Source organism: Bacillus sp. JJ675 (assembly GCF_036963165.1).
GTDB lineage: Bacteria > Bacillota > Bacilli > Bacillales > Bacillaceae > Bacillus > Bacillus glycinifermentans.
Genome location: NZ_JBALMR010000129.1, coordinates 6940 through 16597, shown reverse-complemented (window position 1 = coordinate 16597; position 9658 = coordinate 6940). Strand labels below are relative to the sequence as shown.

Here is a 9658-nt window from a genome sequence, read left to right as displayed (position 1 = left end):
CACGAAGACTGCATGAACATCATCATGAACGATTTGATCGAATTGATGGACCCCCGCTACATCGAAGTCTGGGGCAAATTCACGCCAAGGGGCGGCATCTCGATCGACCCGTACACCAACTACGGCCGCCCGGGGACGAAATACGAGAAAATGGCGGAATACCGCTTGATGAATCATGATTTGTATCCGGAGACGGTGGATAATCGTTGATGTTTCCGTTTTGGAGCGGAGTGTGAAACGAAGTGAGACCACGCAATATATCAGATAGTGTGACCCGTAAAAAAACGGCATTTTGCAGTGGTGGACTGGGCGAGGAGATTGTTTGCGGTTGTGACCGAGACGCGTGCTGTTACGCGTCTTTTTTTTATTTGAAATTTAACCGGATATTATAAGGCGTGCTGGACCGGATGTTAGATCGTCAATATGAAGCGCGATTCAATTCGTTAATCGAAGTGTGTAAAAATGAGATCACACCGTCATCTGTCTCATTTACGTCTTCGTTCGTCTGTTCGTCGCCTATCCCGTATCTTCATCGTTCGTATTTCGTGGTGTTTACGTGTAATCGCAGTTCCGCAGCGTTCATGGCGAACGTCCGGATACTCCTTATCATCATAATATCATGGCCCTTTGTTTCGTAATCCATCCGTCTCAACCTCTGATTATGACCGTCCAATTCAACGCCATTCATGAAACAAAGGAATCCGCAGCAACCTTTCTTTGTTTTGAATCGGTATCACCCGGCAACCAATCGGCTCAATATAGACGGATTTCCCCGCTTTCTTAACGTATATCCGCTCAACCTCCGCTGGGCATCGTTCGGCATAAACTCATAATACCGGATATTGTCCGTCCAAGTACGAAAATTCCAGTTGTGAAAACGTCGATATATTCGTAATTCACGACCTTCAGCCAGCGATCTGACCGCCTGTTCTCCGCATAAGTCGAATCAACGCGCTCCATAACGTCCCCTCGATCTTGTTCTCGCGGACTAATTCAAGTAATCCGCAGCACGGCTGCGCACACTATCGACTACCTTAACGTTAGGATGATCGGTATTCAGGCCGGCCAGCAGTTCCTTTCGCTTATACAGCGGCTTAGACGTAACCGAAACGCCGTCACCCCGTTAGGTTAATAACTCATTATCTATTATTTATGTATAGCAAATTCCTTTTCAGGTAGTCCCAAAATGTCTGTATTTTTAGGAATATAACCAAGCAACCGTAGCATTGCTACAATTTGCCCCTTATGATGAAATTCATGCGTAATAGAATGGATTAGTAATTGGTGTGGCGTTTTTCTTACAGCCCCACTGCCTACTTTCCAAGAAGGCTCTTTTTCGATAATATCATCAAATTTATCAGTGAATTGTTCAAATACAGCATCTACATATACATTCGCCTGTTGAAAATAATGTTGAATATCCTCTATCTGCATACCATTGATTGCTTCCTTTGTTAATAGTGGTGAAGATGTTTCTGAAAGCACAAAAGACCCCAGCCAAGCATGATAACAACCCGCCACATGAACTAAAGAATCTCTTATACTTTGAAAACCAAATCCAAACTCTTTTGTAAAATCATTGCCGTTCAATTCTTTACACTGGTCTAGCAAAACCTGTCTCGTTTGTTTTATCCACTCATATTCGTGTTTTTCCATCACTATCCCACCTGTAGAAATAATAAATATCAGAATATTCTTCTAATTATACACAAATGGGTATCATCATTAAATACCTGATTTAATCAAACTTTGAGATAAATGAACAATCTTTATTACAGAGCTGAATCTATCACTTTATTAAACTAAACTGCCGCGTTACATACTGCAAGCCCTTCTGCGCCAGGCATAGAAATATATCATCAATAACGATAAAATTAGCAGAGACGGTTGTTATCTTCTTGAATGCAATTTAATTTTTGAGAGACTTGAGCAGGAATGCAAACTATAAATAATCGATTGTTATCAATAAAGGCGGCCGTTTCCGATTCTTTTAGAGGAACGACTAGAAGGTACAACGTTTCCAACTGTGAATTTATGGATAGGGGGATGGGGAAATGAGCAAAATCTCTGAAAAGCTTTTAAAATGCTGGTTGTCTATTCCAAGACAGGTGAGGTTTTTTGGATTGGCTCTCTTTACCATCTGTTTTTTCGGGTTTATGATGATTCTCGGAATAAAAAAGCTATTTCAATTTAACACATTGAATGCAACAGACATTATTTTTTGTTTGATTGCTTCGTTCTTTATCTTATTGATAATGAATACTTCAAATGCAGGGAAAAATAAATAAATTTACCGACAGCCGTATCGCTAGGCTTTGTGCATACACGATATAGACTAATGTATGACAAGTTTATAATATGAAAAGATTGAAAAACAATGGGAAAATACAGGGAGGGGAAGAAATGAAAGTCATGCCAACAAGCGATTTGCCGAAATCGGCGGTTGCGCAATTTTTTAGCACACATTGGGGGAGCCCTGTCATGGTAAATTCCAATGGTTCATTTCAATGCGATGAATTAGAAGGTTATGCCGCATTGGATGAAAAAGGGGACATCATAGGTTTAATTACGTTCGTCATGGATGAAAACGAATGCGAAATTGTCTCATTGGACAGCATCATTGAAAATAAAGGGATCGGGTCTGCCCTTTTAAAAGAAGTGGAGCGGGCATCTGAGCAAGAACGGTGCGAAAGCGTGAAGTTAATCACAACCAACGATAATATAAGGGCGATCGGCTTTTATCAAAAGAGAGGTTATGCGTTTGCGGAATTGTATGTGAACGCAGTTGAAAAAGCCAGAAAAATAAAACCTGAGATTCCTTTGAAAGCCGATAACGGGATTCCAATCCGGGATGAATTACTTTTCGTAAAAAAGCTGAGAGCAGGAAATTAATTCTATGTTTTATTTCTAAAGGAATCAGGCGAATACCGTTCCTTCTAACGAGGTTTCTGTGTCAATATTCATTTTTTGTGTGCTTCTTTATATAGAATAGACTTGATTTCCATTAATTTTATGGGAGAAAGGTACATTAGGTAATGCAGGAAGATCGAGAAAAACCGCCGTACCCAGCCAGACGGCGGTTTTTCCTTCTTTAGAAGCTCGTGCGGAAATTGTTGCAGATTGCGTGGAAAAACATGATGAATCGGAGATTTGATTAATGAAAGGAGTCTTTTATAATTTTGTAGTTTTTATGGTTGACGACGGTTAAGGAGTCCAATTCTAAGTCTCTGTAGTTGTCCATAATCGTGACATCAACGATGACCGAGTTTTCGTTTACTTTTTCAACGACTCCGGTGAGTCCGTTTTTAAATTCGATGACGTTCCCGACTTTTGCAATTTTCACGTGGCTTCCTCTCCTTATAAAATGTTTTTGCCTATTGAAAGTATTTTGCAATATTTTCATAGAGAAGTAAAGCGAAATGGGGGAGAACGTGACAATTGTTGTACGCGTTTTTGCTTAGTGGTATAGTTAATTAGTTAAAGGTGATTTTTAAAAGGAAGGAGAGGGACAAGTTGACAGAGGAAAATGCTATGGAGCACATCGAGAACTTGAGATCGGGAAACATTCATGAATTTCGCGTGAAAAAAGAGGATTTTCTTTCTTTTAGAGCCATCTTGACGAAGCAGGAGGATTTCAAGCACTTTCGGGGGATTGCCCAGCGCGGGGGAGACGTCATTTTTCAATACATGAAAGAGCCAAGAAGCTAAAAGGCTTTCTCAACCGATGAGAAAGCCTTTTTATATGATGAAATCCTATACATTCAGCACAAGTATTGCTGGATGTTTTGTTTTTTTCTGTAAAATCCGTGCCCTGTCTATACAATAATGTGCCAGCTGGACGCTTTGATGGAAGGCCTGCCAAAAATTTATTAGTGAAATGAACGGTTTGTCTTGCTACCGTAATACATATGTTTTTTCGAAGTGGTTGACTAGGAGGAATGGAATGAAATCGAAAATTGCTGCGATAGCTGCTTTTATAATCTGCATGCTCCCTGCGGCAAAAATCGAACATACACAGGCCGTCAAGATATTCTCGAAAAAAGACAGACAGGAAATGGACCGGCTGCTTTCAAGCATTGACCGGGAACCACATCCTGCTTTTTCCCATATGACCGATGAAAAAACGATCATCGAACTTGCGCCCCGGCCGCGCCATGAAAGGAAAGGCGAAGAGAAAGAAGAGCCGAAATTGACGGGCGGGGAGAAAGATTTATTGTCAAGGCTTGTGCACGCTGAAGCCAAAGGCGAGCCTTTTGCAGGAAAGGTCGCTGTGGCCGACGTCGTGCTGAACCGTGTGGAGCACCATGGGTTTCCCGACAGCGTAAAAAGCGTGATTTACCAAAAAAACGCTTTTGAGCCTGTTCTTAACGGGAGCATCAACCATAAAGCGGACCGCGAATCGAAGAAAGCTGTCGAAGAAGCGGTCGATCAACATAAAAAAGAAACAAACGCTTTATACTTTTATAATCCGGACACTGCATCAGACAACTGGATTAAAACGAGAAAAATCGTCAAACGCATCGGCAATCATGTGTTTGCGATTTGACCGCAAAAGCCTTGGCTTTTTTATATTTGATAGCATGAAAAATAAAATAATTTTTGAACTTGTCTCATATGATGGGGTATAACCAGTGAGACAAGGAGAGACCTCATGAACCGTTTTGTGAAAGGAATTATTCTTCTATCGGTAGCTGCTTTTTTTGCAGAATGCCTTGAGTTCGTCATTAACATGATTCTCGCGCGGGAGCTTGGGGAGCATGGCATGGGGCTCTATATGAGTGTTTTACCTTCAATATTTTTGGTTGTGGTGATCGCGAGTCTCGAACTTCCCGTTTCTATATCAAAATTTATCGCGGAATCCAATCCGAAGCTGCATGAAAGCATGCTGAAACATGCTTTTCGATTGACGGCGCTTTGTACGGCGTTTTCCACGGCGGCTGCCGCCGTCATCCTTCCCTTTATCCCGATTTTTGATTCTTACCATCCTTTTATCAGAGGCCTTGTGATCGGCATGATTCCAACCGTCGCATTTACCTCGATTGCAAGAGGCTACTTTATGGGCGTCCAGCAAATGGGGAAAATCGCGACGGCAAATGCATTGAAAAAAATCTTTCAGCTGATCGGCTTGTTTTTATTTTTTCAATGGTATTCTTTTGAAATCGATACGTCTGTGTTGATCTCAGTGTTTGTGCTCGTTGCAAGCGAAGTCGTCGTGTTCGTTTATTTGTATTCCCAGTTTATTTTGGTCAGGCGGGCCGCCGCAAAGGGGCAGCATGTCCATTTGCGGAGAAGCGATGTGCTGAAACGGCTGCTCACCGTTTCCATACCGACTACCGGCATGCGTGTTTTCCATGCCGTCACAAATGCGGTCGAACCTTTTTTGGTGAAAGGGACGCTGATTGCCGCGGGCGTTTCTAAAACGGGGGCCGTCGATCAGTTCGGCATGCTTTCGGGAGTTGCGATGTCGATCGGTTTTTTTCCGGCTTTTATCGCCCATTCGCTTATGGTCGTCATGATTCCGAGCATTTCCGAAAGCTATGCGTACAGGCAATACGACAGGGTCATCAAACGGATCAAACAGGCGATTTTCATCACGCTGCTTTACGGTATACCGTCTGTGATGGTGATGTATCATTTTGCAGAACCGCTGACCCATTTGTTTTTTGATTCAGTAAAAGCGGCGTTTTACCTGAAGCTGCTTTGGCCGTATTTTTTATTCCACTTTTTTGTGATGCCGTTTCAAGCATGCCTGATCGGGATGGGCCTTGTCAAAGACGCCTTTTACCACAATGTCTGGGCAAGCGCCGTATCGTTTTTGATGATGTATATCCTCGGTTCGATGGAGGAGCTGCAGATGACGGGGGTTATTCTCGCGATGAACACAGGAATGCTTCTTTTGACGGCTCTCCATTATGTCACGATTTGCAAGGAGCTGGGCGTGACCTTGATGTTAACAAATAAAACGGGATCTCCGCGAATCGAGAGCCGCTGATCTTCATAGTTTTTTCGTCTCCCGGGGAAGCTAATAAAAAAAGAAAGGGAGATACGATGAAAAGATATGGCATGATGCGTTATTCACTTATTTTTTTGCTTTTGGCAGGGATGTTCGCTTTTCAGCCTTCTGCGGCCGCCAAACATGTGTCGCCGGCGGTGATGCACATGAAAACGATAGAAGGAGAGCGGGTCGTCATTCCCGCCGAAGGGCAAAAAACGATCATCCATTTTTGGACGACCTGGTGCCCGCCGTGCCGAGAAGAGCTTCCCCGCTTTCAATCCTATTACGATAAGAAGCATGAAGACGTAAGACTTATTACCGTCAACCTCTTGAATGCGGAGAAAAACGAACAGGCGGTGAATCGTTTTATTAAAGCGAACAACCTGTCATTTCCGATCGTTTTTGACCGCGATGGAGACATAATGAAGGCGTACAACGTCATGACGATCCCTTCGACGTTTTTCATTAACGAAAAAGGGGAGCTGGAGAAATCGGTCGTCGGGCCGATCACCGTTGAACAAATGAAGGAATGGGCGGAGAAAAAAAGCTGAAAATTTCTTTCGGCTTTTTTTATGATTTGATGCAAATGATAATTAATATCAAAAAGAAATTATAATAATTATTAGTTGAAACGTGAAGATACCATGCTATAATAAAAATGAACGTTCCCGTTTTTGCATCGCATAAAGCGGGAATAGCTATCAAATGACTGAAATCTTTACTTTTTATGCTGCCGTAGAAGGCGGCAATTTGTTTTTTATAAGGAAATTGACGATGAATTACATTCTCAATTAGGAGGAACCAACAATGCAATTAGAGATTCGAAATAAGACTGAGCATCGGCATCCGATTTTCAATTTTGACTATGTAAGGCAGCATGGCGAATTGGCTGCGGCTCTTTTATCAGGCATACTGATTGCCGCAGGCTGGCTGTTCTCCGCCCGTGAAGCGCTGTCTGCCGCCCTTTTTCTCGCCGCTTTTTGCATTGGGGGCTTTGCCAAAGCAAAAGAGGGGATACTTGAAACGTTATCGGAAAAGACGCTGAACGTTGAGCTTTTGATGATATTTGCGGCGATTGGCTCCGCCCTGATCGGCTATTGGGCGGAAGGCGCAATTTTGATTTTTATTTTCTCCCTCAGCGGAGCCCTTGAGACATATACGCTAAATAAAAGCAAACGCGACTTGACATCCCTGATGAAATTGGAACCGGAAGAAGCCGTCCGATTGGAAGACGGGAGACAGAGAAAGGTTGCGGCAGCGGAGCTTGAGGCGGGAGACGTCATCATGGTCAAACCCGGTGAACGAATCGCAGCTGACGGTGAAATCGAATCAGGACAGACAAGTGTCGATGAGTCCGCGCTTACGGGCGAATCGATTCCTGTTGAAAAAAAGGGCGGAGATGCCGTTTTTGCGGGCACCGTCAATTTAAACGGCTCTTTGACTGTCCGCGTCAAAAAGGCGAACAAGGACTCGCTTTTCAAAAAAATCATTAAGCTGGTCGAATCTGCGCAAAACAGCGTATCTCCGTCGCAAGCGTTTATTGAACGCTTTGAAAATGTATATGTGAAAGGCGTTCTGATCGCAGTCGGACTGCTGCTTTTTCTGCCGCATTATATGCTCGGCTGGACTTGGAGCGAGACATTCTACAGAGCGATGGTGTTTATGGTCGTCGCCTCGCCTTGTGCGCTTGTTGCGTCGATCATGCCTGCCGCACTGTCGCTGATATCAAACGGGGCAAGAAACGGCCTGCTTGTTAAAGGAAGCGTCTTTCTTGAGAAGCTCGGAAACAGCAAAATCGTCGCATTGGATAAAACGGGAACGATCACGTACGGAGCACCGGCCGTTGAAGATATGCTTCTTGCCGAAGGCATCGCCGAAAACGAATGCCTGACCGCCGCGGCTGTGATCGAACAGCAGTCAAATCACCCCCTTGCAAAAGCGATTGTCGAGTACGCCGATGCAAAAGGAATTCACCCTGATGCAAACGTATCGATTGAAGAGACTTCGGGATTCGGGGTGAAAGCGCAATTCGAAGGAGAAACATGGCTTATCGGCAAAGCCGGCTATGTCGGCGAAGGTGAGGTCATCCGCGCCTTTGGAGATTCGGTTAAGCGTCTGTCCGAGGAAGGAAAAACGGTCGTGTACGTAAAAAAAGGCGACCGGCTCGCAGGCTGCTTTGCGCTCAAGGATCAAATCAGGCCAGAGGCGAAAGAGGTCATCGGCGAGCTGAACCGCCTCGGGATTCAGACTGCGATGCTGACAGGCGATCAGCCTGAAACAGCAGCGGCCATCGCGCGGGAAGCGGGACTGAACATCGTCGTATCCGAATGTCTGCCTGACAGCAAAGTAACGGAAGCGGAAAAGCTAAAGGAAACGTACGGAACGATCGTCATGGTCGGAGACGGGATCAATGATGCACCAGCTCTCGCGTCCGCCGACGTGGGAGTCGCCATGGGAGGCGGGACTGATGTAGCGCTCGAAACGGCGGATATCGTGCTTATGAAAAATGATTTGAAGGGATTGACGAAACTGATCCGGCTGTCACAGAAAATGAACACGATCATTAAACAAAACGTCATCTTTTCGCTCAGCATCATCTGCCTGTTGATCTGTAGCAACTTCCTCCAGATCCTCGACCTGCCGCTCGGCGTCATCGGCCACGAAGGGAGCACGCTGCTTGTCATCTTAAACGGACTCAGGCTTTTAAAATCTTAATGTAGCAAAAGGCTGCCGTGTCAACCGGCAGCCTTTTCCTTTCCCGGCCTTCATCAGGCACGCGCCTTAAAAAACTGCTACAATATATAGATGAAGCAACATGTTTTTAGGAGGGAACCGGACGTGAAAAGAATTGAGCAACTTTCATCCTGGCTGAAGGAACAAGATATTTCGTCAGCTTTTATCCATTCAAAAGAAAATGTATTTTATTTGACTCACTTTTATACAGACCCGCATGAACGGCTGATGGGCGTTTTCGTGTTTCAGCATGAGGAGCCGTTTTTTGTTTGTCCGCTGATGGAGAAAAATCAGGCGAAAGAGGCCGGCTGGGCGTATGAAATCATCGGATATGAGGATCATGAAAATCCGTGGGATCTCATTTCAGCCGCGCTCCAAAAACGCGGCTTGCGCCTTGCGAAGGTCGCAGTCGAAAAAGAAGCGATCTCCCTGTCGCGCGCCGATATGCTGAAGCACGTTACAAATGGGGCGGAACTCGTTTCCGCGGAAGAAAAGCTGAACGAACTTCGCGTCGTTAAGGATGAAAAGGAAATCGGCATTCTCCGCGAAGCGGCAAAGCTTGCCGACTACGGGGTTGAAGCGGGGGCAGCCGCTCTAACAGAGGGCATCGCGGAAATCGATGTCGTCGCCAAAATCGAATATGAGTTGAAGAAAAAGGGAATTCAGGGGATGTCGTTTTCCACGATGGTCTTATTCGGGGAAAAATCTGGCCAGCCGCACGGCAATCCCGGCAGCCGGACATTAAGAACGGGCGATTTTGTCCTTTTTGATCTGGGCGTCATCATCGACGGGTATTGCTCTGACATTACGAGGACGCTCGTCTTCAAAAACGCGAGCGACCGCCAAAAAGACATTTACGAAACCGTCCTCCAAGCCGAAACCGCTGCCCTTGAAATGAGCAGGCCCGGCGTCAGAATCGGCGATCTCGAT

At 44.9% G+C, this 9658-nt stretch carries 10 protein-coding genes and 1 pseudogene (1 of these 11 cut by a window edge); 9 read left to right on the top strand and 2 right to left on the bottom strand.

Going from position 1 to position 9658, the window contains the following annotated elements; all coding sequences use genetic code 11:
* A pseudogene (locus V7126_RS23885) lies at nt 1-210 on the top strand (preQ(1) synthase); the annotation flags it as partial.
* A gap of 936 nt (nt 211-1146) precedes the next feature.
* Here V7126_RS23885 and V7126_RS23880 read toward each other — a convergent pair.
* Nucleotides 1147-1656: a DinB family protein gene (locus tag V7126_RS23880; protein ID WP_175077531.1), complete on the bottom strand. Its 510-nt coding sequence runs from the start codon at nt 1654-1656 to the stop codon at nt 1147-1149.
* Nucleotides 1657-2054: 398 nt separating this feature from the next.
* Here V7126_RS23880 and V7126_RS23870 point away from each other — a divergent pair, with 398 nt between their 5' ends.
* Both V7126_RS23870 and V7126_RS23865 read left to right on the top strand, forming a co-directional pair.
* Entirely contained in the window at nt 2055-2288 is a 234-nt protein-coding gene (locus tag V7126_RS23870; RefSeq protein WP_175077532.1) for a hypothetical protein, read from the top strand.
* A 115-nt stretch (nt 2289-2403) separates the two neighbouring features.
* Complete coding sequence (locus V7126_RS23865; RefSeq protein WP_175077533.1) at nt 2404-2892, top strand: GNAT family N-acetyltransferase; 489 nt, start codon at nt 2404-2406, stop codon at nt 2890-2892.
* A 262-nt stretch (nt 2893-3154) separates the two neighbouring features.
* Here the strand turns inward: V7126_RS23865 and V7126_RS23860 are convergent, their stop codons facing one another.
* A complete protein-coding gene (locus tag V7126_RS23860; protein ID WP_006638423.1) occupies nt 3155-3343 on the bottom strand; it encodes a YkvS family protein in 189 nt (62 codons plus the stop codon).
* Nucleotides 3344-3531: 188 nt separating this feature from the next.
* On the opposite strand from V7126_RS23860, the gene V7126_RS23855 reads away from it, so the two are divergent.
* The 6 genes from V7126_RS23855 to V7126_RS23830 all read left to right on the top strand — a co-directional run.
* Nucleotides 3532-3708: a hypothetical protein gene (locus V7126_RS23855; protein WP_373688024.1), complete on the top strand. Its 177-nt coding sequence runs from the start codon at nt 3532-3534 to the stop codon at nt 3706-3708.
* 235 nt (nt 3709-3943) lie between these two features.
* Nucleotides 3944-4546 (top strand): cell wall hydrolase, encoded by a 603-nt coding sequence (locus tag V7126_RS23850; RefSeq protein ID WP_216899153.1) that lies wholly within the window; start codon nt 3944-3946, stop codon nt 4544-4546.
* A gap of 105 nt (nt 4547-4651) precedes the next feature.
* Nucleotides 4652-5992 carry a polysaccharide biosynthesis protein gene (locus V7126_RS23845; protein WP_216899151.1) on the top strand — a complete coding sequence of 447 codons (1341 nt, stop codon included), beginning with the start codon at nt 4652-4654 and terminating at the stop codon, nt 5990-5992.
* A gap of 56 nt (nt 5993-6048) precedes the next feature.
* Complete coding sequence (gene stoA, locus V7126_RS23840; RefSeq protein ID WP_082142490.1) at nt 6049-6546, top strand: endospore biogenesis thiol-disulfide oxidoreductase StoA; 498 nt, start codon at nt 6049-6051, stop codon at nt 6544-6546.
* 256 nt (nt 6547-6802) lie between these two features.
* Entirely contained in the window at nt 6803-8710 is a 1908-nt protein-coding gene (locus V7126_RS23835) for a heavy metal translocating P-type ATPase (RefSeq protein ID WP_048353030.1), read from the top strand.
* Between the two features lie 123 nt (nt 8711-8833).
* Nucleotides 8834-9658: the 5' portion of a M24 family metallopeptidase gene (locus tag V7126_RS23830; RefSeq protein WP_335499848.1), read on the top strand. Its footprint extends 225 nt past the window's final position; 825 of the gene's 1050 nt are visible here — the first part of the coding sequence; the start codon lies at nt 8834-8836; its stop codon lies beyond the right edge, outside the window.